The 23,386-nt window shown below is 43.9% G+C and carries 24 protein-coding genes; 9 read left to right on the top strand and 15 right to left on the bottom strand.

What is annotated here, in order from left to right:
* Positions 1 to 66 precede the first annotated feature (66 nt).
* Entirely contained in the window at positions 67 to 390 is a 324-nt protein-coding gene (locus ACVBIK_RS06925) for a hypothetical protein (RefSeq protein ID WP_447159660.1), read from the top strand.
* A 131-nt stretch (positions 391 to 521) separates the two neighbouring features.
* Here the strand turns inward: ACVBIK_RS06925 and ACVBIK_RS06920 are convergent, their stop codons facing one another.
* From ACVBIK_RS06920 to ACVBIK_RS06905, 4 genes are all read right to left on the bottom strand, one after another.
* Positions 522 to 731, bottom strand: coding sequence for a TOBE domain-containing protein (locus ACVBIK_RS06920; RefSeq protein ID WP_447159659.1), 210 nt, complete (start codon positions 729 to 731; stop codon positions 522 to 524).
* A gap of 150 nt (positions 732 to 881) precedes the next feature.
* Positions 882 to 2,036: a 23S rRNA (uracil(747)-C(5))-methyltransferase RlmC gene (rlmC, locus tag ACVBIK_RS06915; protein ID WP_447159658.1), complete on the bottom strand. Its 1,155-nt coding sequence runs from the start codon at positions 2,034 to 2,036 to the stop codon at positions 882 to 884.
* 197 nt (positions 2,037 to 2,233) lie between these two features.
* Entirely contained in the window at positions 2,234 to 3,403 is a 1,170-nt protein-coding gene (locus ACVBIK_RS06910) for an MFS transporter (RefSeq protein ID WP_447159657.1), read from the bottom strand.
* A gap of 368 nt (positions 3,404 to 3,771) precedes the next feature.
* The gene (locus ACVBIK_RS06905) at positions 3,772 to 4,809 is read right to left on the bottom strand and encodes a class I SAM-dependent rRNA methyltransferase (RefSeq protein ID WP_447163236.1); all 1,038 of its coding nucleotides are present in this window, start codon (positions 4,807 to 4,809) and stop codon (positions 3,772 to 3,774) included.
* Between the two features lie 231 nt (positions 4,810 to 5,040).
* Here ACVBIK_RS06905 and ACVBIK_RS06900 point away from each other — a divergent pair, with 231 nt between their 5' ends.
* On the top strand, positions 5,041 to 5,619 hold the full coding sequence (locus tag ACVBIK_RS06900; RefSeq protein ID WP_447159655.1) for an esterase/lipase family protein: 579 nt from the start codon (positions 5,041 to 5,043) through the stop codon (positions 5,617 to 5,619).
* Between the two features lie 82 nt (positions 5,620 to 5,701).
* Here ACVBIK_RS06900 and ACVBIK_RS06895 read toward each other — a convergent pair whose 3' ends face one another.
* Both ACVBIK_RS06895 and ACVBIK_RS06890 read right to left on the bottom strand, forming a co-directional pair.
* The gene (locus tag ACVBIK_RS06895) at positions 5,702 to 7,048 is read right to left on the bottom strand and encodes a sensor histidine kinase (RefSeq protein ID WP_447169352.1); all 1,347 of its coding nucleotides are present in this window, start codon (positions 7,046 to 7,048) and stop codon (positions 5,702 to 5,704) included.
* Positions 7,045 to 7,731 (bottom strand): response regulator transcription factor, encoded by a 687-nt coding sequence (locus tag ACVBIK_RS06890; RefSeq protein WP_447169351.1) that lies wholly within the window; start codon positions 7,729 to 7,731, stop codon positions 7,045 to 7,047. Before ACVBIK_RS06890 ends, ACVBIK_RS06895 begins: the two co-directional genes overlap by 4 nt.
* Before the next feature lie 130 nt (positions 7,732 to 7,861).
* On the opposite strand from ACVBIK_RS06890, the gene ACVBIK_RS06885 reads away from it, so the two are divergent.
* The 5 genes from ACVBIK_RS06885 (at position 7,862) to ACVBIK_RS06865 (ending at position 14,172) form a co-directional block, all read left to right on the top strand.
* Positions 7,862 to 8,917, top strand: a complete 1,056-nt coding sequence (locus tag ACVBIK_RS06885; RefSeq protein ID WP_447169350.1) for a glycosyltransferase family 2 protein — start codon at positions 7,862 to 7,864, stop codon at positions 8,915 to 8,917.
* A 35-nt stretch (positions 8,918 to 8,952) separates the two neighbouring features.
* Positions 8,953 to 10,338 carry an ArnT family glycosyltransferase gene (locus ACVBIK_RS06880; RefSeq protein ID WP_447159651.1) on the top strand — a complete coding sequence of 462 codons (1,386 nt, stop codon included), beginning with the start codon at positions 8,953 to 8,955 and terminating at the stop codon, positions 10,336 to 10,338.
* Positions 10,323 to 10,775: a GtrA family protein gene (locus ACVBIK_RS06875; RefSeq protein ID WP_447169349.1), complete on the top strand. Its 453-nt coding sequence runs from the start codon at positions 10,323 to 10,325 to the stop codon at positions 10,773 to 10,775. Before ACVBIK_RS06880 ends, ACVBIK_RS06875 begins: the two co-directional genes overlap by 16 nt.
* A 123-nt stretch (positions 10,776 to 10,898) precedes the next feature.
* A complete protein-coding gene (locus ACVBIK_RS06870; protein WP_447169348.1) occupies positions 10,899 to 12,560 on the top strand; it encodes an FG-GAP repeat domain-containing protein in 1,662 nt (553 codons plus the stop codon).
* 244 nt (positions 12,561 to 12,804) lie between these two features.
* A complete protein-coding gene (locus ACVBIK_RS06865; RefSeq protein ID WP_447169347.1) occupies positions 12,805 to 14,172 on the top strand; it encodes a hypothetical protein in 1,368 nt (455 codons plus the stop codon).
* Positions 14,173 to 14,320: 148 nt separating this feature from the next.
* On the opposite strand, the gene ACVBIK_RS06860 is transcribed toward ACVBIK_RS06865, so the two are convergent.
* The gene (locus ACVBIK_RS06860; RefSeq protein WP_447159647.1) at positions 14,321 to 14,536 is read right to left on the bottom strand and encodes a transposase; all 216 of its coding nucleotides are present in this window, start codon (positions 14,534 to 14,536) and stop codon (positions 14,321 to 14,323) included.
* A 504-nt stretch (positions 14,537 to 15,040) separates the two neighbouring features.
* On the opposite strand from ACVBIK_RS06860, the gene ACVBIK_RS06855 reads away from it, so the two are divergent.
* Both ACVBIK_RS06855 and ACVBIK_RS06850 read left to right on the top strand, forming a co-directional pair.
* A complete protein-coding gene (locus tag ACVBIK_RS06855) occupies positions 15,041 to 15,715 on the top strand; it encodes an OmpA family protein (RefSeq protein ID WP_447159646.1) in 675 nt (224 codons plus the stop codon).
* Between the two features lie 334 nt (positions 15,716 to 16,049).
* Positions 16,050 to 16,841 (top strand): molybdate ABC transporter substrate-binding protein, encoded by a 792-nt coding sequence (locus ACVBIK_RS06850; protein WP_447159645.1) that lies wholly within the window; start codon positions 16,050 to 16,052, stop codon positions 16,839 to 16,841.
* Positions 16,842 to 16,916: 75 nt separating this feature from the next.
* Here the strand turns inward: ACVBIK_RS06850 and mgtE are convergent, their stop codons facing one another.
* The 8 genes from mgtE to lptA all read right to left on the bottom strand — a co-directional run bounded on the left by mgtE (position 16,917) and on the right by lptA (position 23,332).
* Complete coding sequence (gene mgtE, locus ACVBIK_RS06845) at positions 16,917 to 18,281, bottom strand: magnesium transporter (protein WP_447159644.1); 1,365 nt, start codon at positions 18,279 to 18,281, stop codon at positions 16,917 to 16,919.
* Between the two features lie 96 nt (positions 18,282 to 18,377).
* Entirely contained in the window at positions 18,378 to 18,653 is a 276-nt protein-coding gene (locus ACVBIK_RS06840; protein ID WP_447159643.1) for an HPr family phosphocarrier protein, read from the bottom strand.
* Entirely contained in the window at positions 18,640 to 19,494 is an 855-nt protein-coding gene (gene rapZ, locus ACVBIK_RS06835) for an RNase adapter RapZ (protein WP_447159642.1), read from the bottom strand. Before rapZ ends, ACVBIK_RS06840 begins: the two co-directional genes overlap by 14 nt.
* Positions 19,495 to 19,701: 207 nt before the next feature.
* A complete protein-coding gene (gene ptsN / locus ACVBIK_RS06830; RefSeq protein WP_447159641.1) occupies positions 19,702 to 20,145 on the bottom strand; it encodes a PTS IIA-like nitrogen regulatory protein PtsN in 444 nt (147 codons plus the stop codon).
* Between the two features lie 2 nt (positions 20,146 to 20,147).
* Entirely contained in the window at positions 20,148 to 20,435 is a 288-nt protein-coding gene (gene hpf, locus ACVBIK_RS06825) for a ribosome hibernation promoting factor (RefSeq protein ID WP_447159640.1), read from the bottom strand.
* 29 nt (positions 20,436 to 20,464) lie between these two features.
* Positions 20,465 to 21,928 (bottom strand): RNA polymerase factor sigma-54, encoded by a 1,464-nt coding sequence (locus ACVBIK_RS06820; protein WP_447159639.1) that lies wholly within the window; start codon positions 21,926 to 21,928, stop codon positions 20,465 to 20,467.
* A gap of 136 nt (positions 21,929 to 22,064) precedes the next feature.
* The gene (gene lptB, locus ACVBIK_RS06815; protein WP_447159638.1) at positions 22,065 to 22,796 is read right to left on the bottom strand and encodes an LPS export ABC transporter ATP-binding protein; all 732 of its coding nucleotides are present in this window, start codon (positions 22,794 to 22,796) and stop codon (positions 22,065 to 22,067) included.
* On the bottom strand, positions 22,793 to 23,332 hold the full coding sequence (gene lptA, locus ACVBIK_RS06810) for a lipopolysaccharide transport periplasmic protein LptA (protein ID WP_447159637.1): 540 nt from the start codon (positions 23,330 to 23,332) through the stop codon (positions 22,793 to 22,795). The genes lptB and lptA overlap by 4 nt, the downstream gene beginning before the upstream one ends.
* Positions 23,333 to 23,386: the final 54 nt, after the last annotated feature.

Genomic DNA, 23,386 nt, shown 5'->3' with positions numbered 1-23,386 from the left:
TTGAGCGCTTTACATTTTTAGAAAAATATCCCATCTTAGAACAGTATTTCGTCAAAGGAGGACGTTATGGCTGTGATAGCAATGGGATTTATCATCATGTTTCTGGGGCTTGCCTTTATGGGTTTACCAGAACTTAACCGAGTGCTGAAGCAGCATGACAGAGCGCAATGGGATGCATTACTTGGATCTCAAGGCAGCTTTATGTCTTCTTTTGACCGTATGACGCTATTTACCTGGACTTTGAGTCGAGGCTTTGAAAATTCAGAGAATATTGATATTCAGTATGCGGGATTGTTAGCTTACAAGCAGGCGACCCGAGTCAAATATATGATCTTAACCGGCGTATCGCTGATTATTATCGGCGCGATAACGGCTTTGTTTGGATTGTAATTTCCTCGCTGGAATGGGTATAAATCTAAATCTAAATCTAAATCTAAATCTAAACCTAAATCTAAACCTAAATCAAGATACAAAAAAGCCGCAAACACAGACGTGTTTGCGGCTTTTTATTAAGCCATTGCTTAGTCAACAGCAACCATTACGTTGCTTGCCTTGATGATCGCGTATGCTTGACCACCAACAACTAGACCTAGTTGCTCACAAGATTTTTTAGTTACAACAGATGTGATTTCAACACCTGGTGCTAGTTCGATAACAACTTCGTTGTTTACTGAACCTTCATCGATTGATTTGATTGTACCATTTAGGGCGTTACGTGCGCTGATTTTCATAAGTATATCCTTAATAATAAAGGAGTTATTATAAAGTTCTTATTGGCAAATTAGTATCTGTCACGGACAATATGTCGCATTTACTTGAATCAGGTCGCATTTGCTTACCCCATATCTTATTTTTTGAGACATGGGTCATATGTTATTAATTTATCGATGATTATCTAGTGATGCTTCTTTTAGCAGCATCACCAACACTTCGAAATGGTCGGTATGGGGGAACATATCGAACAGTTGCACTTTTTGAATTCGGTAGCCCTTAATATTGGCTAAATCTTTAGCCAAAGTGTGTGGATTACAGCTCGAATACAGAATGGCCTTGGGGGCAAACATAGATAATGAGTCACATAGGCTTTGCCCAATGCCTCGTCTCGGCGGATTGACGATAACCACATCGGGTTTATCATTGGCATCACGCCCGTGAGCAAAATCAGTAGAGTCCAGTGCAGTAAAGTCGACTTGGGTTAGCCCCATAGCCTCTGCCGATATCTTGGCACAGGCAATGGCCTCGCTTGAGATTTCAATGCCAGTTAGAGCAATGTCTTTGGCAGCGCAGTGCAAGCCAAAACCACCCACACCACAGAAAAGATCCCATAAAGAGTTGGGCTTAAGCTCGGCAACCCACTCTCTGGCTGTTTGATAGAGTTTTGCTGCGACCTCAGGGTGAGTCTGGAAGAAGCTCTTTGGCCGAATAAATAAAGGCACATCATTAAATTGTTCGGCTAAGCGGGTTTCTTCAGTTAAGAAGATCTCTTCTTCACCTTCGAGGATCGCCATATGTATTGGTTGAATATTTACCGAAACCACTTTTATCTGTGGATATTCACCGACTAATTTAGGGAGTTCACGCTCGATACGTTCGATAGATTTATGAGAGTTGAGCACAAAACGCAGCAGATATTCACCTTTGACTTGGCTGCGGGTAAGCAAAATAAACTTAAGCTCACCTTTAGCTTTATCAACATTATAAGGAGGGATCCCTGCTTGGCGTACAAACAACTCAAGTCGATGCAGTAACTGCTGCATATCGTCAGGATATAGGCTGCAATCACATAAGCTCACAGGTGCCCCCGAAGGCGTGACAATACCTAGAATAGGTTGGTGTGCGGCGCCCAGAACGACCATTTTAGCTTTATTACGAAATCCACTATCAGGCCCAAATACAGGGGCATGCCATTGCTCAACCTCAAAGTCACTAAGAAGCTGGGTTAGGACTTGTGTTTTTGCGTCAACTTGCGCAGACATAGGCTGCTGAATATGGCGGCAAGATAGACACTGTTGTTGATCAAAGTGGGCGCATTTCACTGATAGGTACTCTACATCGAAGGTGACAATTTATGCTGACTATTCTCGATAACCGAATTTACATAGCCATCTAGTGCGCATTTTAGTGGTTTTTCACTAAAAAATCGCCCTTTAGTTGGGAGGGGATATTTTATTGCGTTGCTGGATAGCAAAAGCGCAGCTTTCGCTGCGCTTTTTATCGCATTTTACGCTAGGTATTAGCCAATAGCTGGTGTGTGGCCGCTACGGGTGTTTTGCAGGCTCTTAATCAGCATGTAAATAGACGTAGTCGTTAATACTACCGCTAGGTAGGTGATCAACGAGTGCGCCGAGCTACTGCTGTGCTCAGCAATGATAGGGCCAAATACCGAACCGACACTGTAGCTCAGTAGCATTAACTCTGTTGCCGCCACAATTTTTTCTAGCACCATCGACTCGCAAGCAAGTGTGATAGCGATAGGGTATAGCGCAAAGCAGCTAGCACCGAGTATAAAGTAGCTTGCTGTTGTAAAGGCGATAGATGCGCTATCGGCGATGCCGACGATGCCGATAGTACCTAATAGGCAAAACAATGCCATTAGCAGGCTCTTACTGATCCTCGTCGATAAATAGCTCACTAAAGGCTGCACTAGCATTCCGCCTAGAATAATCACTGCCATTAAAAACGCAGTACGTTCTGTACTGGCAAATTGGCCATTAATATAGCTTGGCATTAGGCCGTAAATAGGACCTAACAGCATGCCAGATACAAGGCAGCCAATAATCGCAGGCAGGCTGATCTTCTTGACTTCACGTAAGCTGATCTTTTGATGCTCTAGTGTTTCTGGCTGACCTCTTTTGACTAAAAGAGGTGGCAAGATAGCCAACATCAATAAGCCAATGACCCATAAAAATGGGGTGACGCCATTAACACCTAAAGGCCCAATCGCCAGCTGTCCAAGTGCACTACCGCCATAAAGGGAGGTCATGTACAGTCCTAAGCGTTTGGCTCTTTGCTTGGCGTTATCAGCCATTAATAGCCAAGACTCAACAACAACAAAAACCCCCGCTACTGCAAAGCCTGCTATAAATCTTGCAACTAACCAAACTGTCGGTGTCGGCATGACGAGCATAGCGACGATGGTTAGGGTGAGCATGGCTAAAAACAGCATCAAAGAAAATCGATGGCCGACTTTAGCCACGATAGTTTGAATGCAAGTTGTACCAACTAAAATCCCCAAATAGAAGATGCTCGCTAACCACGCCACCAATGAGTTATCCATGCCAAATGACGCTAATGACAATGGGATAAGGCTCATTAAGAAGCCAGATGCGACAGCAAAAAATGATAAACCAGCAACAGGTACGAACGTACTGTTTTTGTGTGGTTTGCAGGCAGAAATGTCCACCTTTATCTCCTATAGATTGATAGTTATTAAAGTTTGAGTGTTGGTCTTTGGAGGCGGATTTTATGCTTTTAATATAGAAAGTAAAGCTTAATTTATATACGGACTGATAAAAAACGTATTTTGCGGATTTTATTGCTCTATCTTTATGATTTTGCTTTATTTATCTTTTGATGGCTTTAGCTTTGTTTTATCTTTTTTTCGCTTTTAAATGGATGTTATATAGCGAAGCCTCAGGGGACAAGGGGTAGGTTATTATTTTTAAGTTAATGCTTACTTATAGGTGGTTGAGTGGGGATAGGTTAATAGATGGTTAAAAAGCGGCTTTTAAGGCCGCTTTTTAGGGTTGGTTTATAGCTGGTTTAGAGGTATTAGCTTAATTGCAGCGCTACGATTTTTAATGGGTGGTTACCATCAAATGAGGGAAAGTCTGCATGACAGTCTAACCAGGTGTACTGTGTGACTGTTCGGCCTTGCTTTTCAACACAGCGCACTAAGCTTTCAAACCATGTATTACGGTCAACTTTAGCGACATTGTTACAGCACACGATAGTACCGCCAGCTTTGGTGGTTAATAGTGCGGGTTTAAATAAGCCTTGGTAATCATTAATGAGATCGACAATGCCGAATGCACTCTTGGCATATCTTGGTGGGTCGAGAAACACTAAGTCAAATTGAGTCGCACTCAGTTTTGGATAAGAGGGCAGCTTTTGGTTGCGGCGACCGCCCACTTTAAGGCCTGCAAATTGTCGTAAGGCAGGAAAAGCATCACTTTGAATAAATTCACATACATCCTCAGCTTGGTTTAAGGCTGCATTTTTACGGCCAGCGGCTAGGGCGAAAGAAGAAAAATCGACGTTAACCACGCGCTTAGCACCACCTACTGCAGCCGCAGTACCGATACCGCAAGTATAAGAAAACAGGTTTAGTACCGTCTTACCTTGGCTGTTTGCTGCAACGTATTCACGGCCGATACGCATATCTAAAAACAGCAGTGGGTCTTGACCTTCATGGCGCAGCTTGGTGGTAAATTGAATGCCATTCTCTTGCATCTGTTGTTCGCTGGTTGCGAATTCTTGCAATTGCTCAGTTAATGGGTTCAGTACGCGAGAGTTCTTATCTGAACGATCGTTATAGATCACCGGTTGTTCAGCTAGCACCATCAGCTGCTCTGTCACATCTGCTAACTCATCTTCAGTCAGTGATTGGTGAAAACTTTGAATGAGCCATGCATTACCGTAACGATCAATATTGAGTCCATTACAGCCTTCAACCGTACCGTGGAAGATACGGTAACAATCAGTTTGCTGCGCTGCAGAGCGCTGTAAGAAATCAGCTCGCTTGGCAATGGCTTGGCTCAATGCTTGAGAAACGGATAAAGCGGTTGGGTTCGATGTAGTTACCGACATAAATATTGGGCTCATTTGAAATACGGTCAGAGGTGACAGTCAATGATAGCAAAATTGCATTAATAAATACCCTCAATCTTAAAGCTAAGGCGATGAGAGTAAGGCTTTGGTGACTTATACCAATTAGTATGAGTATATGGGCTGATAAGATTTGACTCGGATAGGAAATTGACGCACAAATAAGCATTGAAAGTGCTACGTTGTCATTGAGTCTAGCTAGGGAGTAAGCGGATGAAAGTGGTGTTAGTACATGGTATTTTTAATACGGGTCATGTGATGCGCTTGCTGCAAAAAAGACTGCAAGCCTCTGGGCATGAGTGCTTTTCGCCAACGATTAGCCCTTTTGATGGCCGCCATGGTATTGAGCATGCCGCCCAAAATTTGAGGCAACAAATTGATGAGTATTTTGGTGTTGACGCCGAGATAGTGTTAGTCGGCTTTAGCATGGGAGGCATTGTTGGGCGTTATTACTTGCAGCATCTAGGCGGTGCTCGGCGAGTGAGTCAGTTCTTTAGCCTATCGACGCCTCACAATGGCAGCTATTTAGCGTACCTACCATACCCTTCTATGGGCGTTAAGCAGCTAAGGCCTAATAGTCGCTTGCTTGCTGAACTTGCCGAGTCTGAAACCCTTTTAGCTGGGGTTAAGCTCTATTCTTACTGGACGCCCATCGATTTTACGATTGTACCCAGCTCTAGTTCTTGTTGGCGAGTTGCTGAAAACAAAAGCTTCATCATTATTTTGCATTTGTCGGTGATTTTTAGTCGGCGTATTGCGAAAGAGATCTGTAATAAAATGACTTGCGATTGAATGAACCAGGCTGTAAACCAAATAGTTATACCGATAATGACTTGCTACACGAACAAGTCATTAACGGCGCAAGTATGCGCCGTTATGCTAAGGCGGCTGGAAAGGTTAAACTTGCCCGACAACCCCGAGGCTTGATATCCACTAAGCTAAATTGCCACTGATAGCGCTGACATAAGCTGTCGACAATTAACAGCCCCAATCCATGTCCATCTATACCGTTATTTTCAGAGGAGTTCAGCCCGCGACCGGTATCGGTTATTTCTATTTGGTGTTTATCGACACAAATTGTTATTTCACCAGCGTCGCTAGCATTGATGGCGTTACTGATAAGGTTACTAAGTAACATCCGCAGTACGGCAGGGCTAGGTTTGATCTGGGGAGATTGTTTAAAATCAAGCAGCAGCGCAATTTGCTTTGACTCGGCTAACAGTGATAAAGACGCGATAACCTGCTCAATTTCTTTGAGTTGCAGTGCTCTAAAATCGTGACTTTCAGTACCTTTATCTTGTTTGACTAAGCTTAATAAGGCATCGACCGTGTGCTGCATATCATGGGCTGAACGTTGGATGCGGTCTCGTTGGCGTGCTTGAAACTCAGGAGAATCATTTTGCTCTTGCAGCTTTGCTGCTCCACAAACCACTGTCAGCGGGGTACGCAGCTCATGGCTAGCGTAGCGGGCAAAGGCTTGCTCTTGTTTTATCATCATCTCATTTTGCTGACGATAGTCGTTTAGGCTATGGGCGAGTTCGCTAAACTCTGTCGCAGATTGTGCTGGGACCGTAAACTTAGGGTGCTTACTGGGAGACTTGAGCTGCTTGCTCAATTGTTCCACGGGTTCAACTAAGCGGCGGCTGAGCTTATGAATGGCAAAGCCAAATAACAAAAAAAGTACGCAGATAAAGCTGAGCACAAATAGGTTTATTGATTGCCACTTGCTATCGCTCAACTCAACATTTTCCGCAGGCATAATTAAGTACAGCGGCTGTACTTTTCCATCTAGTTTAAATTCATTGCGGTATAAGAAGATCTCTTGATGTTGGCTAAGAGAGTCATCTTCAAAAAGCTTGAAGCTGAATATTTCGTGCAATATCCCTGCTGCCTCACGATCGACGACTTCACCTGAAAATCCTCTGGGAAATTGGCTTAAATCGCCATACTGCTCAGGTATGAGCTCATGGGAATAGTAGGCTTGTACATGTAAGCCAATTTTTAGCGGCTGCTTAGCCCCCTGTTGAAATAGGCTTATGGCAAAAGGCGCGCTTGCCTCTAGTTCATGTTGATTCACTTCATCTTCAATCCACTGCATCAGGCTTAGCATAGAGATATAGATGGATAGTCCGATGAATAAGGCTATGGTACTAAAATAGAGTAGCAATTTATGCGGCAAACTCGATGCCGATGGGACTCTGTGGAGCAGGCGATGTATCAAATCTCCTCTCCTTTTTGTAGCCGAAAGCCTACCTTCGGTATTGTGGCGAGCATGGGCTGTTTAAATGGTTTATCTAACTGATTGCGAAGCTGATACATATGGCTGCGTAATATATCGCTGCTGGGTGGTGACTGGCCCCATATTTCCTCAATGATCTGCTCACGTTTTACGATATTAGGCGCGTTTTTGATTAGCAGTAACAAAATTTGATAGGTAATTGGTGTCAGCGCTAAGTGCATCTTTTGTCGCGTTGCTTGATGCTTGGCGATGTTAATTTCAATATCGCCAAACTTTAAGCTGCCTTGAGCCACTTGGCCACGATGTCGCTTTATCAATGCCTTTAAGCGAGCATCGACAACATCTAGATCAAAAGGTTTGCCTAAGTAGTCATCGGCGCCACAATCAAAACCGTTGAGTAAGTCGGTTTTATTATCTAACGCGGTAAGCATTAAAATGGGGGTGCTGCACCCTAGTAAGCGGAGTGCTTTGCAAAGACTTAATCCATCGAGTTTTGGCAGCATCAGATCGAGAATAATCGCATCAAAATCGAAGGCTTGTGCAAGTGACAGTCCAAGTTCACCATTGTCGGCAAAATCGAGTTCCATTCCTTGCGCTTCAAAGTAATCGCCGAGGATCCCTGCAACATCGCTGTTATCTTCAATTATCAGTAATTTTATTGTCATTATCTATAGGGTTGTTACTGCTGTATATGCGGTGATTTTAGCACTTTTTATGTCGAAAAAATGTCAATGACATTTTTTCGACTTGAGGTTAGGCATGCTACGAACACATTCGTAGTAGCTGGATAAACTTATGCCTTACTATTCATCCCATAAAAACCTGAGTGGTGCTGAGATTTGCTTGTCAGTTGTAGTGCCGTTATTTAATGAATCTCTTATGATTACTCCCTTAATTGAGCGATTAACTAAGGTGTTATCTGAACTTGATGATAGCAGTGAAATCGTATTTGTTGACGATGGCAGTCATGATGATTCTTGGCAACTCGTGAGCCAATTACCTCTGGTTGATAACGAATATCAATGTATTAAATTGAGTCGTAATTTTGGCAAAGAAGCAGCGATGTCAGCAGGTATTGATCATGCAAGAGGGTTAGTGGTGATTATGCTTGATGCTGACTTGCAAGATCCGCCAGAGCTGATCCCTGCTATGTTAGCGCAGTGGCGCGCCGGGTATGAGATAGTCAACATGAAACGTAAAAAGCGCTTGGGAGAGACTTGGTTTAAGCGTTTCTCTGCAGGTTGTTTTTACAAACTGATGAATTGGGTTTCAGATTCACCAGTGCCCGAAAACGTGGGTGATTTCAGGCTAATGAGCCGTCAGGTGGTAGACAGTATTAAGATGCTACCGGAACGTAACCGCTTTATGAAAGGCTTGTTTAGCTGGCCCGGTTTCTCACAAAAGACCTTAGAGTTTGACCGTGATCCACGCTTTGTTGGTGAAACGAAATGGAATTATGGCAAGTTATTTGGTTTAGCGATGGACGGCATTACATCTTTTAGCTTTAAACCACTAAGGCTCGCAACTTGGTGCGGAGTATTTACTGCACTGAGTGCGTTTATTTATGGCGGCTGGATCGTGGCGAACACGCTTGTTTTTGGCGAAAGTGTTGCGGGTTACCCGTCTTTGATGGTGGTGCAATTGGCGCTTGCCGGGGTGCAACTGCTCGCACTTGGTTTAATTGGTGAATATCTTGGCAGGGTGTTTGTTGAAGTAAAGCAAAGACCACTGTATTTAATCGAAGAGGTGGCTTACAGGCAATCCTTAGCGCAGGTGAAAGCGAGACCCCTCCAGGCTCCTTCCTTTAATGGAGCACAAAAAGATAATGTTAGTTACCTGGAGGCCAAGTAATGCTTCAGGCTTGTGAGGTAGGCAAGACTCGGGATATGTATAAAGGTATTACTGTACTGTTATTGGTGGTGTTAACTCGACTGCTGCTATTGCCTTGGTATCCACTCATGGATACTACCGAAGCACGGTACGGTGAGATGGCCCGTTTAATGGTAGAGACGGGGAACTGGGTGACCCCGTTGTTTGATTATCATGTTCCCTTCTGGGGGAAACCGCCACTGCACACTTGGTTGAGTGCGGGATCGATATTGGCATTCGGGGTTAACGAGTTTGCGGTACGCTTTCCCCATTGGTTGGCAGCGATGTTGACACTGGTTGTCGTGGCAGCCTTTGCGAAACGGCTACGCCTACCAGTTATTTCAATATTGATTATCTTAGCTTCTACTGTGGTATTTACCATCAGTGCGGGGGCCGTGATGACCGATATGGCACTCACCCTTGGGCTGACCCTCGCTATGGGCGGATTTTATCTGTGCTGGCAAGGGGGCAAAGTCTGGGGCTATTTGGCTTTTATTGGGTTAGCTATTGGTTTACTTGCCAAGGGGCCTGTGGCTTTGGTGTTGTTTTCGATAGGAGTTGGCCTGTGGCTGCTATGGCAATATGGGCCAATAAGAATGTGGCGAGAATTGTGGCAGCGTACTCCATTGTTAACAGGCACCTTGTTAATGCTAGCCATCGCGCTACCTTGGTATGTGATTGCAGAGCAGGCAACGCCAGGATTCCTTAACTATTTTCTTGTGGGAGAGCACTGGTCTAGATTTGTTGATAGCGGCTGGAAAGGAGATCTATATGGCTCGGCTCATGATGAAGTGAGAGGAACTATCTGGTTTTACTTCGTTGTAGCTGCCATGCCGTGGTCACTGTTTTTACCTAGAGCGTTCTACAAAATAGCGACAGAGATTAAAGGTAAGCAAACTCAAGAGGGGGCTAGTGAGCCAGCCTGTGGACTTGTGGGCTATTTAGTCTGCTGGATGATCGCTCCTATGCTGCTATTTACTTTAGCAGGCAATATTCTTCCGGCTTATGTGCTACCTGGGATCCCAGCTTTAGCCTTGTTGCTTGGATACGCGTGGCGTAAGAGCAAACTACCGGGATTAAATATTATTGCTCTATGTATTCCCGTATTGCTGGTGGCCACCACTTTTGTACTTCATTTTGGAGCAGGAAAAGACAAGAGTGAGCGCTGGTTATTGGCCCAGCGTAGCGATGCATTAGCAACATATTATTGGCAGAAACAACCGTTTTCAGCACGTTTTTACAGTGCTGGTCAAGCGGCCAAAATCAACAGTATGAAGCAAGTTAGTGAGAGCACTTTTTATCTCGTTTTAAGCAATGAAAAGCTGACTGAACCAGCGTTTTCTCGCTGCGTTAAAGTGGCGAGTAATAAATATCGAGGGCTGCTCAAGTGCCATCGTCGTTAAGCATGAATATGCCGTCAAAGCGCGCTTCATTGGGGCTCGAAAACCAACCGCTACTACGTTTTCTTATTGTTGGTGGCGGCGTATTTATTTTCGATGCAAGCGTATTTTTTGGGCTAGTGACCATCCTCGCATTGCCCTTGCTCCCAGCAAGAGTCGCTGCGTTTGCTGCTGCGGTAATATTGTCGTGGTTTGTGAATAGATACTGGACATTTAGGGGGCGTCATCAAGCCCCCCATATGCGCCAACTGTTTATGTCTATGACGGTGGGGAGTATCGCTGCGATGTTAAACCTATCGGTATTTTACTTATTGACCTTTCTCCTAGGCTGGGGGGCGATAAACACTTTTATTAGTTTTGCCTCTGGCGTGTTGGCTGGACTGATAATTAATTGGTTAGGCGCTAACTATTGGAGCTTTAAAGGCGTTAAAGCTGATTAATTCTGAATTAGCGGCTCCTTATGTTACAAACTGTTAACTAGTGGTTTTACTCTGCTGGGAAAACCGCTAGTTTCAGAGACAGGATAATCATGATGAGATAGGGACAGTATGGAGCGCTTCAATATGAGGTCAGTTTGCAAAGGATTTATTACGGCCTCGGCTTTGTTCGGGGGCTGCTTATCATTCAATGTTAGTGCTAATTCGACGTTGAGCTTTACCGAATCTACCATTAACGCGCCTTTTGAGTTAACTCACCCGATTATCGCTGCCGACCTGTTATCGCAACCGGGTAAAGAGTTAGTTGCATTTGGCGTTGATGGCTTGAGCCATCGCTGGATGGCTATCTATAAACTCGAACAGGGTCAATATACGCTGGCCTTTAAGCTTGAGTTGCCTCAAATGCTGCACAGTTTTGATATCACGCAGTATCAGGCTGGTGAACTGCAGCAGCTATATTTTCTTTCTCAAGATAAGCTGCAAGTATTGGTTAATAATGATCGTGTCGGACAATTGCAGATTGAAGCTGTGGCTAACATCGATTCTCTGTCATTTAAAGATCGGCCCGATTTTATTAGTCGTGGCGAGTTTATTCAGGATCTCAATGGCGATCAACGCGATGACATCTTGATCCATGATTTTAATCAAGTACATCTTTTCTTGGCCGCAGAACAAGGTTTTGTGCGCCAAACTCTGCCGATTAAACCTCAGTCTCGTTTGTTTGATGATGGCGCGACTTATACTCAGTCTACACTTTATGTCAGTGATATTGATCTCGATGGTTTGGTCGATATCGTCAAAATTGGTGAGGGGGAGCTGGAAGTTTATAAGCAGACTCAAGCTGGCATAGAAACTCAAGCCAATGCTCAAGCTAAAGTCAAAATTCAAAGCAGCGTTCAAAGCAAAGCTCAAGCGAGAATTCAAGCCAAAAATGAAACTCAAGTCGAAGCTCAAAGCCTAGAACGTAGAAATACTTCAGAAGGTGTTCGGGGCTTTGATCCTATTGCTGAGTTTATTTCGGTGAGCCAGCCTATCAGCGGAATTGACTGGTGGAATAAGCGTGATGCTTATGGAGAGCAATTAGATCAAAGTGAGCTGGTGTACCGCAAAGTCGAAGAGCTTAAAGATCTCAATAATGACGGTATCACCGATATGGTGATCCGTTATACCAAGAGCAGCGGCGTGTTCGATAGAGTTAACGATTATGAGATCTATCTGGGGGAAAACAAGCAAGGAAAGTTAGCTTTCCCGAAGGTGGCTAGCAGTGTTGTTAGGGCTGAGGGGACATTAACGGGCTTGGAGTTTATCGATATCGATAATGACGATAAAGATGAAGTGATGGTTGCTGGCTTCGATATTGGAGTGTCGCAAATTATCGGCGCATTACTGTCGGGCAGTATAGACCAAGATGTTCATCTGTTTAAGATGGACGCGAATGGTCGTTTTAGTGATGACTCAAACGTCACTAAAGAGGTAGAGCTTAATTTTAGTTTGAGCTCGGGACAAACCGGTAGCCCAGTGGTGAAGCTGGCCGATCTCAATGGTGATGGTTTAAAAGATCTGTTGCTGTCTGATGATGAGTCGACCTTGAAAGTCTATTTAGGCCAGCGCGGTGATAGCTTGTTTAGCCGTGACGCACAAAAGCATGAGCTTAAACTCCCTGTCGAAGGTGGCATGTTAAAGACAGAAGATCTTAACGGTGATGGTCGAGAGGATCTGTTGATCAAATATGGTCGACAAGACGATAAGAAACTCGCGAATCAATTTAGAGTGTTATTGGCAAGTTAGCTCGTCCGATTGATATTTACCCCATAAATAAGCGGCTTTAGTAAGGCTGCTTTTTTGTTTCTGAAATGCGTTTCCTGACCATTTATCTGTTCAATCTTGCCGTTTTACAGGCATATTTTCGAAAACTCACACAAGTTTACAAAGCTATTCAAAGCCTTGCTGTTCATTTCACAATCTGACAGTTCTTGACGTATTTTGAGTGTCATAAGTAACGCACTTATTGCTAATTAGTTAAGGAAGATAAATGAAATTTACACGGTGGGCAGGCGCTGGTTTGTCATTAGTATTGCTAAGCATGGCAGGCTGTAGCTCTGATGATAATGAATCAAGCAGCAACAGTAGTTATATCCAATATTATAATGCTTCGCCAAATAGCACTGCGACAAGGTTAGTATTGGATGACTATCCATACTCCGACGTTGAATACGCCGATACTATGCCTAGATATGAGTATCTGACGGGGAACGTAGAGTTAGAAATTACAGGGTTTGATGCGACAAATGATGAGCAATCCCTCTATCAGTCGATTGTTGAGTTGGGTAACACTGAAAACCATCTTTTTATGCTAGTTGGAGATTATAGCGAGCCCGAGTTTGTCGATATTAACTATAACCGTAGCGAAATGGATGAGCTTAATGATGATGAAAGTGGTGATTACAGTAAGATGCAGGTGTTAGTTGCACATGCTGCGATGGGAGAGCCCAGTTTTGATCTGTATTTTGCCAAACAAGGTGAGGAGTTTGGCTCAGCAGTAATGCTTGATTCTCTTAATTACAAAGAGCACACCACTGAGCAGATGTACGATACCGGAGAATATGTACTCTACCTCACTAAAAGCGGGGAAACAGTACCAATTTATACCACCGCGACACTCGAACTGAATGCTAACACTGTGTATAAATTAATTATTCGCAATAGCTTTGGCCCTGGGGTTCCTAAGCTGACGGTCGATAATGTTGATTCTACAGGGACGCCTGAAACGCATGCAAATATTGATGCTAATGCAGAGTTTCGCTTCTTTAACGGGTTAAATGCGACTCATACAATCAATGCGCAGATTGTGAGTAACGAAGAGTCGCAATATCTTTATGATCTGAATCAAAACCAACTCACAGAATTTAAGGACATTGGCTATAACGATTATGGCGTGAGTATTGTCGACAGTACAACGAACGCTGTTCTTGCAAATAATCTATTGGTGACCTTCAATCAAGACGAAAGCAAGTCCATTTTATTGTATGAAGATGAAATGGGCCAAACCAATGGCATGACCATCAGTCACGATCATCGTCCAAGAGCCTATGAGCACCAGATTAGTTTGGCCAATTTGGTCTCTGATTTTGACGAATTGATGATCTATTTTGTACGAGCAAGCGAGACGATTGAGTCTGCCCAATACAAGCTTACAGGACTCGAGTTCACTGAGCTAGGCGTGATTAGCTTACCTTCTGATGACTATGAAATTAGTGTGGTTTTTGAAGATGAAAATGACACATTAACTTTATTGTATCAGTCAGATGTTGTGCAATTTAGTCAAGCGGGGAATTACACCATGGTGCTAAACAAAGATGATGATGAGTCTCTGGGCTATCGACTGACAACCTTTCAATAGTTGCTAATGGATTAATGATGGGGTGCAGAGGCGAAAATCACATTAAGCGTATTTTATTTGAATAGAGTTAGCGCGTTAATTTTTTGATTTCGTTGGGGCGAAAAATAGTGTTTCCCGCCTCTGCTTTAACAGGGTACAGCCTGTTAATTTAACGACGACCGAGTAGCTGCTTTATACGTAAAGCGAGCTGTTTGGTCTGTTGCATAATGGGCAAAGAAGTTGATTTTGAACCTCGCTCATTTTCATGAATAATGTGATAAACGGTTTTTGTCGACAGTCCATAATCTTTAGCAACGTCCGATAACAAACGGCCGTTATTTTTGACTTCGTTGATAACTTTAAGGTTCAGGTTCATAGCATCCATCGGCATTCTCTTTTTAAGTTCTAATGTTAAAACATCAGTGGTTTGGACGTCTTTGAGCGTGGTGACGGAGTTCCCATGGCAAGGTTGTCTAGCTTGACCTTGTCGTTACTCACGAAACAGAGTTTGTTATTATTTTTTTAGTGTCTGTGAATACTCAATAATATATATGCTTAACATATGCCAAAGCCGCAATATATTTAAAATCATTACATTTCATAAGGTTAAATTTGCCGAGCTTACTGTTATGCATGGAACCTGCGAAATCTTGCTCAAAAATGGTGCGCGTGCGCACTATATTGGTGCGTAGATATGTCGGGGGACAGCAGAGCTGCGCTACGGCAGAGGCTATTGGCTACGCTATTAATTCAGTGTTAATTGCTCGATTTTGAATCACTTAACAAGCGAGTCCATTGTCTAATTTGCTGTGGTTTATATACTGCTTTGCAAATACAACTTATAAGTGGCCGCTTTTGTGACTCACACAAGTGGTTGGGAGTGGTTCAAATGAGCGTAAAGCGTAGTTCTTATCTTGCTGGTGGCCTTATCGCCGCCATGATGGTGTCTGGTTGTCAAACAACTAATCCTTATTCCAACGAATCTCAAAATGCTAAAGCGACCAACGGCGCCCTGATTGGTGCTATTGCTGGTGCGGCGATTGGCGTTGCGTCTTCAAGTAAAAACGATCGCGGTAAAGGTGCATTGATCGGTGCTGCGTCGGGCGCTGCATTAGGTGGCGGTATTGGTTACTACATGGATGTGCAGGAAGCTGAGCTTCGTAAGCAGCTGCAATCATCTGGTGTCAGTGTGACACGTAGCGGTGATAACATTATCCTTAATATGCCAAATGACGTGACGTTTGGTGTCGATCAAACGGACTTAAGTCAGCGTGCTCAGCAAGTGCTAAATAGCGTTGTGTTGGTCGCGCTTGAATATGATGAAACCAAGTTAAATGTAATGGGCCATACTGATAGTTCTGGCGCCGAGTCATATAACTTAAGGTTATCGCAAGTGCGTGCGAGTGAGGTGGCGAACTACTTAACTCATCAAAAGGTACCAGCGCAGCGAGTTGCTTCACATGGTATGGGTGAGTCAAAGCCAATTGCTTCGAATCAAACGAAACAAGGTCGCGCTGAAAATCGTCGTGTAGAGATTATTTTAAGCCCGATGCCAAACGCATAGCGTGCAATCGTTAATGCGTTGAATTAATGCCACTCTTGAGTGGCTTTTTTTATGTCCTAACCTGCTGTCGTGTCGGTGTTATTTATTCCTATCAATATATGAAATTGAGCTAAAGTCGGTCTCTAAGACTGCTATGATTTATGGCGGCAGTAATATGAGGGGGGGATGAGACTTTTTGTCTTGTCTGCCTAATGATACCGTGATTGAACTCTCGGGTTTGGCAACTAAAGATAGTTTGCTAAAAGGCAAGTATTGTTATTTGGTTATAGATGATTTGTCATTGCTTAAAATGAGTGCCTTTATTTAAAAACGAATATTGATAATGGAAAAAATGATGAAAAAATGGATGCTAGTTTCACTTCTAAGCTTACCTTTTGCTGTTAATGCTAACCCCATTGAGTTGAGAGCGGCAGGCAGTTTAAAAAATGCTATGAATGATATTGTTAGTGCCTATCAGGCAGCGAGTGAGCAAACCGTTCATGCTGATTTTGGACCGTCAGGATTATTACTTAAGCGTATAGAGTCAGGTGAAAACACAGACGTGTTTGCCTCTGCCAATATGAAGCACCCACAAGCATTACAAGCTGGGGGGAAGGGCAGTAGCGTAGTGATGTTTGCGCGCAATCAGATGTGTGCCATTGCTCAGCCGAGTGTCAAGATCAACAGCGAGGGTGTGCTAGCTGCGATGCTTGATCCTAACGTGCGATTAGGTACCTCAACGCCCAAAGCCGATCCTTCAGGTGACTACGCCTGGAAAATATTTGCAAAGGCTGACCACTTACAGGCTGGAGCGACGGCTAAGCTAGAAGCCAAAGCATTGCAGCTCACCGGTGGTGAAAACAGTGCAAAAGCGCCTAAAGGCCGTAATACCTATGCTTGGGTGATGGAAAATAAACGCGCCGATCTGTTTTTGACTTATTGCACCAATGCGGTGCTGGCTCAGAAAGAGGTCAAAGATCTGCAAGTTGTTCAGCTGCCTGAGCCTTTAAGTGTTGGAGCTAATTATGGTTTGATTGTACTCGATGATGCCCAACAAGATGCCTGGAAACTGGCGATGTATATTCTCTCTGAACCCGGGCAAATGATCCTCGCTGACTACGGTTTTGATGCCCCATTAAAGCAATAGGATTTGTAATCAAAAGGCCGCAATAGCGGCCTTTTGATTAGTCTTTAATAACTAATTTGATAACGAACTTGATAACTAGTTAAGTAAGAAAATCGTGGCTAAGCCTAGGAAGGCAAATAAGCCAATCACGTCGGTGACAGTGGTTAATACCATCCCCCCTGCTAATGCAGGATCTATGTTCATCCTCTTTAGCATAAGAGGGATCGTTGCCCCTGCAAGACCCGCTACCGTCATATTGATGAGCATAGCGCCAGCAATCAAGGCTCCCAAGGCGATATCGCCTTTCCATATCCATACAGCGACAAAAACGAGAACAGACCACAGCAAGCCGTTGAGGAAGCCAATGGCGAGCTCTTTACCTATCAACCAGCGAGAATTGCTTTTACCGATTTGGCCAAGGGCAATACCGCGAATAACCAGAGCTAAAGTTTGGTTACCAGCAACGCCGCCCATACTGGGAACAATAGTCATCAGAATCGCGATCGTGGCAAATTGTTCAATCGTGCCTTCGAACATATTACTGACTGATGCCGCGAGTAATGCCGCGAATAAGTTAACGGTTAACCATAGTGAGCGGCGAAAGGTACTTTTTAATACTGGACCAAAGGTATCAGTATCGTCGTCCATACCTGCCATGCCCATCATAGAGTGTTCGGCGTCTTCACGAATAACGTCGACCACGTCATCGATGGTAATACGGCCAAGTAGCTTGTTGTCAGCGTCGATAACGGGGGCCGACACCCAGTCATGTCGTTCAAATAGCTGCGCCACTTCGCTGTCAGACATGCCAATAGGGATCCCTTCAAGATCCGACACCATTATTTCACGTACTGAGGCGTTTGGGTCACAGGTCAGCAGATCTGCAATACGTACACCACCTAACACGCTGTCTTGTTTATCGACCACATATAGCATGTCTGTGGCTTGCGGAAGTTCACCGCGGATCCGCAAGTAGCGCAAAATCACGTCGATATTGACGTCTGGCCTTAAGGTAACCGTATCGGTATTCATCAAGCTGCCAGCAGTGTCGTCAGGGTATGACAGCGCTTGTTCGACACGCACGCGATCTTGCTTGGTCATTGACTGCAAAACTTGCTTAAAGATGCTGTCAGGCAGGCTTCGCAAAATATAGGCTAAGTCATCGGTGTCCATGTTTTCGGCGGCTTTTGCAACGCGCTCTGGACTCATCTGAGCAATGAGACTGTCTTTAAGCTCTTCACCGAGTTCGTCGAGGATTTCACCTGTGTGTTCCTGGTCAATCAGTTGCCATAGCACTTGACGAGTACGAGGTGGAGAAGATTCGAGAATAAAAGCAATGTCCGTTGCAGCCATATCCTGCAACATGTTGCGGACGTGGACAAACATACCGTTGCCTAATGCTTGAGTCAGCTGATTGAGACGTTGGTCAGTTGTTTGATTATCTAAGACTTCAATCGGCATAGCTCCCTCACTGGGTCGTTTTAAAGGCGCTTATCATAACGTAACTCAAGAGTATTTATGTGCGGTAGCTAGGAAATTCATTAGGAAAATAACGAATTAATTATCTTCATCAAATCTGGCATCAATTAATTGGCAAATGGCATCGAGCGCTGCTTGGGCGTCTGTCCCGGTTGCAACGAGTTGTACCGTTTTTCCCATTCCTGTTTCTAACATCAATAAGCCTAGTACACTTGTAGCAGAGGCTTGTTTCTCACCTTGAATGATGGTGATCTCAGCATCAAATTCGGAGGCTAAAACAACGAGTTTTGTGGCAGCGCGAGCGTGAAGACCTAGTTTATTGCAGATGGTAACTTCACGTTCAATGGTCGGCATTTTTTAGCTCACGGTGGCGGACTTGTATTTTATGTTTGCCATCTTTGAAGTGAGCAGCAAGGCGCTCAGTGATATAAACCGATCGGTGTTGGCCACCGGTACAGCCAATCGCAATGGTAAGGTAGCTACGGTTGTTACGTTCTAGATCGGGTAACCAAGTTTCGAGTAGATCTTCAATCTGTTTAATAAACAGGTTGACCATTGGGCGTTCATTTAAGAAATCTTGTACTGGTTGGTCGAGCCCAGTCATAGGGCGCAGGTCGGGCTCCCAATGTGGGTTTGGCAAAAATCGTACATCAAACATAAAGTCAGCTTCGGTTGGCATACCATGTTTAAAACCAAACGATTCGAAGTTGATCATCAACTCTTTATCAAGATTGCCAAGTAGGATCTCACGCACCTGATCATTAAGATCGTAAATGTTGAGATTTGAGGTATCGATATAATGATCGACAATGTTGGCTAGCGGCTCTAACAAGCGACCTTCTAGCGCAATGGCCTCTTTAAGCGAAATGTTATCGTGCGATAAAGGGTGCAGACGACGGGTCTCGTTATAACGTTTAAGTAGCACTTCATCGCTTGAGTTAAGGAAAAAGCTTAATAACTCGACCCCATCAGGCAGAAAAGTGAGGTGCTTAACCAGCTCATCTTTCTTTTCTGGCAGGTTACGAATATCGACACTGATGGCGACAAGCTTAGTGTTACCCGATAGCTCTTTGAGTAAGGTCCCCATCATTGGCAAGGGCAGGTTATCGACACAATAATAGCCGAGATCTTCTAGCATTCTTAATAGAACGGACTTACCTGAACCGGAGCGACCTGAGACTAAAACAAGCTTCATCGTATGATTACCTGATAGACATTAAACAAAATGTATGATTTTTGTGGTTATATTGTGTAAGTGTATAGATTAACTTTTTTAAGGCTGAAAGCAAGAAGTTGAGCGGGTGAATAAGAATAAATAATATTGCTGTAATAATTACTTAGGTCTTTAAATCATTTACCTTTTGTGTAAAAAAATAAATAACTTAAAGACCTGAGTAGTTAGCTATTGGGTAATGACTTGGTATAGTTCTGATTCATTGCTGGTCTTTCTCAACTGCTTAACCACCGCTTTATCGTTGAGTTTTTCAGCCATACAAGACAGTGTTGCTAAATGTTGCTCACACTGATCAGATGGCACCAATAAAGCAAATAGAATATCGACAGGCTGCTTATCGAATGAGTCAAATGGGATAGGAACTTCACATTTAACTAATACTGCAACTGGACGTTCTATATTCGACAGCCTTCCATGAGGAATCGCTATACCATTACCTATTCCCGTGCTACCCATTTTCTCTCGTGCCAAGAGACTTTCAAAGATCTCTTGTGAAGAAAGGGTTGGGTACTGGACAGCGGCAATGTCACTGATTAACTCCAGTACTTTTTTCTTACTGCCCGGAGTGGCGCAGGTAGTGCACTCCGGCTGCAGGATGGTACTTAGTTCCATCGTTAGTGTTTAGTCAGCTTCTCTTTGTGTTTAATAACCTGACGATCTAGTTTATCGATCAGGGAGTCTATTGCAGCATACATATCTGCATGTTCCGAAATAGCAAATACTTCCCCTTTTTTAAGGTGAATTTTAGCTTCGGCAATCTGCTGCATTTTTTGTACATTCAAAATAACGTGCACATTATTGATCTGATCGAAATGTCGTTCAAGCTTTGTAAATTTCTCTTCTACATAACCGCGTAGTGAATCGGTGATTTCGATGTGATGTCCTGTCAGGTTGATTTGCATTATCGATCCTCCATGTGCCTAATTTTGAGTTATAAACTCTTACGTTGGTTTGAGGGCGGGATCAGCATCGCTTCTCGATATTTTGCAATCGTACGTCTAGCAACTTTAATCCCTTGTTCAGCCAGAAGCTGGGCCATTTTGCTATCGCTTAACGGTTTCCTCTGGTTTTCAGCTGCGACTAATTTCTTAATAAATGCCCTAATTGCTGTCGATGAGCATTCTCCGCCATCGTCGGTACCCACATGGCTTGAGAAGAAATATTTTAGTTCAAAAATGCCCCTTGGGGTGTGCATGTACTTCTGTGTGGTAACACGTGAAATGGTAGATTCATGCATTTCAACAGCTTCGGCAATGTCATTGAGTACCATAGGTTTCATGGCTTCTTCACCGAACTCAAAAAAGCCTTGCTGGAATTTGACGATACAGTTTGTCACTTTCAATAAGGTGTCGTTGCGGCTTTCCAGGCTCTTTATAAACCACTTAGCTTCTTGCAGGTGGCCACGGATAAATTGACCGTCGGCCTGATTCGTTGTGCTACGCGCCATTGATGCGTAATGCTGATTAACATTAATCTTAGGCATATAGTCAGGATTTAGCTCTACCACCCAGCGACCTTTTTTCTTGCTGACAGACACGTCGGGAATGACGTATTCATCTTTACTGCGTGCAATGGCAAGCCCAGGTCTTGGGTTAAGAGTTTGGATCAGTGTGATCGCCTCACGTAAATCATCCTCTTTGAGTTTGGTTTTACGCATTAACTGCCTAAAATCACGCCCCGCAATAAGGTCTAAATAGTCTTTAATCAGTAATCTTGCATTTTCAATGTGCGGTGTATCTGCGGCATATTGTGCTAGCTGGATAAGTAGGCATTCACTTAAGTTGCGGGCGGCAACACCGATAGGATCAAAATGTTGAATTCGTTTTAAAACGGCTTCGACTTCATCGAGTTCAGTTTCAGGATCGCCCATCGCTTCGAGAATTTCGTCACAGCTCTGGGTTAAATAACCTCGTTCATCGATCGCATCAATAATCGCGGTGGCGATAGCAAGATCGTTATCTGAAAATGGGGTGAGGTTCTTTTGCCACTCAAGATGCTCATATAAGCCTTCGCTAGTCTCGCCTTGGAATGGCATGTCATCTTCACGACTTACGCCTGAGCTAGCATTAGAGGAAACGGTGTAGACTTCATCCCAAGTGGTATCCATAGGCAGGTCATCGGGCATGGAATCTTGGGTGAGGGCTTCGGAGGTGTCAACGCTTGCGCTATCTTGGGTGAGTTCACTATTAGAGTCATTTACAGAGTGATCTTCATCGTTGATCATATCGCCATCTGACTGCTCTTCATCTAGCTCCAGTAACGGATTAGAATCTAATGCTTGTTGGATCTCTTGTTGCAGCTCTAAAGAAGACAGTTGTAACAGGCGAATGGCCTGTTGTAACTGGGGAGTCATAGTGAGCTGTTGACCCATTTTGAGCTGGAGTGACGCTTTCATTTTACCGCTATTCCCTACACTGTAGTTAAACGTTAAAGCTCGTTGAACTGGCGAAGGTTGCTCAAAAACTCAACACGTTGATTTTTTTTGGAAATAATTCCATATTGAGTTTTTCAGCTTCCATACTGTGAATTAACTATAGCCTGAATTGTTCACCTAAGTACACCGCTCGAACCTGTTGGTTGTCCAAGATTTCGGCAGGTGTACCTTCAGCAATCAGATTTCCGTGGCTTACTATGTAAGCACGCTCACAAACGTCCAAAGTTTCGCGAACATTATGATCGGTGATCAGTACGCCCAGACCGCGACTCTTAAGTTGTTCAATAATTTTTTTAATATCGATAACTGAAATGGGGTCAACACCCGCGAACGGCTCATCTAACAAGATAAACTTTGGATTAGCTGCGAGTGCCCGAGCAATTTCTACCCGGCGGCGTTCGCCTCCAGACAATGCCATACCTTGGCTGTCACGAATGTGAGTGATATGAAACTCTTCGAGTAGATGCTCAAGTTGTTCTTCACGTTGCTCGTTATTGATGTCATGACGAGTCTGTAAGACGGCCATGATGTTGTCACGTACTGACAGCTTTCTAAAAATACTGGCTTCCTGAGGTAGGTAACCGATACCTTTACGGGCGCGTAAATGCATAGGATCGAGCGTAAGATCGTCATCATCAATAAAGATCTTACCCTTATCACTCTGTACTAGGCCAACCACCATGTAGAATGTCGTTGTTTTACCTGCACCGTTTGGGCCAAGCAAACCAACAATCTGACCTGTCTTTACGGTTAAGCTAACATCTTGTACGACGGCACGATTTTTATAGCTCTTAGCAAGATTGACCGCTTTTAAGGTGATTTGGTTCATTGCTGTTCCTGCTTTTTCGCTGGCGATTCTGGTTTCTCTTCCTGATAGGTTTCAGGCTGAATAATGGTGATAACTCTGTCATCGCCCTTGCCAGTACTTTCTGCAATAAGCTGTTGCAAACTGATGTTGTATTTAATGCGGTTACCTGTGACCTGGCTACCGTCTTGCGCTAGGGTGGCTTCGCCGACTAAGGTGAGTGTGCGCGTAGCAAGTTCGTAGCGGATCTCTTTTGCGCTAGCCGTTGCCGGGCGTCCATCATCCATTATTTGGGTGTAAGTGGCTGGGTTACCAGTCGCCACAAGCGTTTTACCGCTCTTATCTTCTTTTGAGAAAACCCGTAGCTTATCGGCATTCATCTTGATTGTGCCCTGAGTGACTTCGACAGGCCCAAAAAAGATAACCTGATTATTCTTGATATCAGCTTCTTGGCTAGCGGCCGCAATTTTCACCTCTTGCATCAGGTCATCAACTTTAGCAACAGAGCTGAAACTGAGCAGACAAAATAGGCCTGCAAGGATAGATTGATTGTATTTCATAGCGTCCTTCTACTCAGCTAAAGCGTTTTCTTTAGCTAGTATGAGTGTAAAATT

It is taken from the genome of Shewanella sp. 125m-1, assembly GCF_052977065.1.
The sequence above is the reverse complement of the archived record's forward strand: the minus strand, read 5'-3'. Positions and strand labels throughout refer to the sequence as shown.

Bases quoted from the DNA above. Each gene is read 5' to 3' on its own strand.
- ACVBIK_RS06870 (WP_447169348.1), top strand. From the start codon at position 10,899: ATGAGGTCAGTTTGCAAAGGATTTATTACGGCCTCGGCTTTGTTCGGG.
- ACVBIK_RS06920 (WP_447159659.1), bottom strand. From the start codon at position 731: ATGAAAATCAGCGCACGTAACGCCCTAAATGGTACAATCAAATCAATC.
- hpf (WP_447159640.1), bottom strand. From the start codon at position 20,435: ATGCAAATCAACCTGACAGGACATCACATCGAAATCACCGATTCACTA.
- ACVBIK_RS06850 (WP_447159645.1), top strand. From the start codon at position 16,050: ATGAAAAAATGGATGCTAGTTTCACTTCTAAGCTTACCTTTTGCTGTT.
- ACVBIK_RS06905 (WP_447163236.1), bottom strand. From the start codon at position 4,809: ATGTCGGTAACTACATCGAACCCAACCGCTTTATCCGTTTCTCAAGCA.
- mgtE (WP_447159644.1), bottom strand. From the start codon at position 18,281: ATGCCGATTGAAGTCTTAGATAATCAAACAACTGACCAACGTCTCAAT.
- lptB (WP_447159638.1), bottom strand. From the start codon at position 22,796: ATGAACCAAATCACCTTAAAAGCGGTCAATCTTGCTAAGAGCTATAAA.
- ACVBIK_RS06880 (WP_447159651.1), top strand. From the start codon at position 8,953: ATGTATAAAGGTATTACTGTACTGTTATTGGTGGTGTTAACTCGACTG.
- ACVBIK_RS06820 (WP_447159639.1), bottom strand. From the start codon at position 21,928: ATGAAAGCGTCACTCCAGCTCAAAATGGGTCAACAGCTCACTATGACT.
- ACVBIK_RS06885 (WP_447169350.1), top strand. From the start codon at position 7,862: ATGCCTTACTATTCATCCCATAAAAACCTGAGTGGTGCTGAGATTTGC.
- ACVBIK_RS06860 (WP_447159647.1), bottom strand. From the start codon at position 14,536: ATGGATGCTATGAACCTGAACCTTAAAGTTATCAACGAAGTCAAAAAT.
- ACVBIK_RS06900 (WP_447159655.1), top strand. From the start codon at position 5,041: ATGAAAGTGGTGTTAGTACATGGTATTTTTAATACGGGTCATGTGATG.
- ACVBIK_RS06840 (WP_447159643.1), bottom strand. From the start codon at position 18,653: ATGCCGACCATTGAACGTGAAGTTACCATCTGCAATAAACTAGGTCTT.
- ACVBIK_RS06925 (WP_447159660.1), top strand. From the start codon at position 67: ATGGCTGTGATAGCAATGGGATTTATCATCATGTTTCTGGGGCTTGCC.
- ptsN (WP_447159641.1), bottom strand. From the start codon at position 20,145: ATGGAACTAAGTACCATCCTGCAGCCGGAGTGCACTACCTGCGCCACT.
- ACVBIK_RS06890 (WP_447169351.1), bottom strand. From the start codon at position 7,731: ATGACAATAAAATTACTGATAATTGAAGATAACAGCGATGTTGCAGGG.
- lptA (WP_447159637.1), bottom strand. From the start codon at position 23,332: ATGAAATACAATCAATCTATCCTTGCAGGCCTATTTTGTCTGCTCAGT.
- ACVBIK_RS06865 (WP_447169347.1), top strand. From the start codon at position 12,805: ATGAAATTTACACGGTGGGCAGGCGCTGGTTTGTCATTAGTATTGCTA.
- rapZ (WP_447159642.1), bottom strand. From the start codon at position 19,494: ATGAAGCTTGTTTTAGTCTCAGGTCGCTCCGGTTCAGGTAAGTCCGTT.
- ACVBIK_RS06855 (WP_447159646.1), top strand. From the start codon at position 15,041: ATGAGCGTAAAGCGTAGTTCTTATCTTGCTGGTGGCCTTATCGCCGCC.